1 protein-coding gene is annotated in these 1,737 nt (G+C 53.0%); it reads left to right on the top strand.

The genetic code is table 11. The features are described from left to right. The first annotated feature begins 126 nt into the window (after positions 1–126). On the top strand, positions 127–1,707 hold the full coding sequence (locus BLT35_RS26010) for an IS5 family transposase (protein WP_054820363.1): 1,581 nt from the start codon (positions 127–129) through the stop codon (positions 1,705–1,707). Positions 1,708–1,737 lie beyond the last annotated feature (30 nt).

Genomic DNA, 1,737 nt, shown 5'->3' with positions numbered 1-1,737 from the left:
AATTAGGGCTTGCTGAATAATCAAAAAATCCTTATGTCACAAGGGTTTAGAGGCACTTTTGTCGAATTCATCTGCAAAGAAAACACGGAGAATCGGTAAAAAACCTTGCAGATGGAGTGAGCGAAAATGTTCGTGCTGAATCGAGATATGGCAGACCTGTTGGAAAACTTCTATTTGCCCTTTGGCGGAAAATTAAATCCAACCAATCGGTGGGTGCAGCTTGCGGCGATCATCCCTTGGGACAAAGTAGAAGAGAAATATGTGAGATCGTTCCAGTCCCCAGCTATCGGCCAAAAGGCGTACTCGGCACGTATCGCCCTTGGCTCGCTCATCATCAAGGAGCGCCTTGGTTTAAGCGACCGCGAGACCACCTTACAAATCCAGGAAAATCCATATTTGCAGTTCTTCTTGGGCTACACCGCGTATGTCGATGAAGTGCCGTTTCATCACTCCCTGCTCACGCATTTTCGGGAACGGCTCGGCTTGGAAATCCTAGCTGAAGTCAATGACTGGATCGCCCAAGCCGCGCTGCAAGCAGATCGAGAGGCCGAGGCGAAACCGAAATCGTCCAAGCGAGATCGCGATGACGACGACAACGACGCGGGTGGCTCGCAGCTCACCATGGAGGTAGGGGACGCTTTCTCCATTCCCGAGGAGCCCCCTGTTGTGGCGAAGAAACCCCGCAACATGGCGAAAAAGCTACACGTCCTGCCACCTACAGCCGCACCGACAGCGGAAGTCATGAACAAGGGCACCCTCATGCTGGATGCGACATGCGCGCCTGCGGACATCAAGTATCCGACGGACTTGGGGCTGCTGAATCACGCCCGTGAAATCCTGGAAGACATCATCGACGTACTGCACCGTCCCCATGTCGGAGCAATGGAGAAGCCGCGCACGTACCGCGAGAAAGCCAGAAAATCGTACTTGAGTGTTTGCAAGCAACGCAAGGCATCGGGCAAGGTGATCCGCAAAGCGATCAAAAAGCAACTTGGCTACGTGGGACGGAATCTGCGGATTATTGAAGCCCTCGTGAAGTATACGCCTCTCACGGAACTGAGCAAAAGACACTGTCGCCAGCTTCTGATCATCTCGGAGCTCTACCGTCAGCAGCGCGAAATGATGGAGAAGAAAACACATATCGTCGCCGATCGCATCGTGAGTATCGAACAGCCACATGTACGTCCGATGGTTCGAGGCAAAGCTGGAGCGAACGTGGAGTTCGGTGCCAAAATCGCCGCCAGTCTGGTGGACGGTTACGCTTGGATCGAAACGGCACAGTGGGACAGCTTCAACGAGGCAACCACGCTGCAAGCATCGGTGGAAGCGTACAAACAGCGATTCGGGTATTATCCCGCCGTCATTCTAGCGGATAAAATCTACCGCAATCGTGACAACCTGAACTATTGCAAAGCGCTAGGGATTCGCCTTAGTGGCCCGAAGCTCGGCAGACCCTCGAAAGAGCAAAGTGAAGTCGCCGATCGTCGGCAAGAGCGCCAGGACGCTGTAAAGCGTAATGCGATCGAAGGAAAATTTGGAGAAGGCAAGCGCAAATTGGGTCTAGGTCGCATTCGGGCGCGTGGCGCCGAAACCAGTTTGACCGTCATCGCCCTTCAGTTTCTGGTCATGAATCTGGAGAGGCGACTGCGTGTTCTCTTTTTGCTTTTCTTCAGACTGCTCGGGTTTAGAGACTTGCGTTGGGTGTAGATGGAACTAATCTTGTTCAGCAAGCCCTAA

Origin of the sequence: Paenibacillus naphthalenovorans (assembly GCF_900099895.1) — a bacterium.
In the GTDB taxonomy this organism is placed as follows: Bacteria; Bacillota; Bacilli; order Paenibacillales; family NBRC-103111; genus Paenibacillus_G; species Paenibacillus_G naphthalenovorans.
Note: the sequence above shows the minus strand (reverse complement) of the source record. Positions and strands in the feature narration are given on the sequence as shown.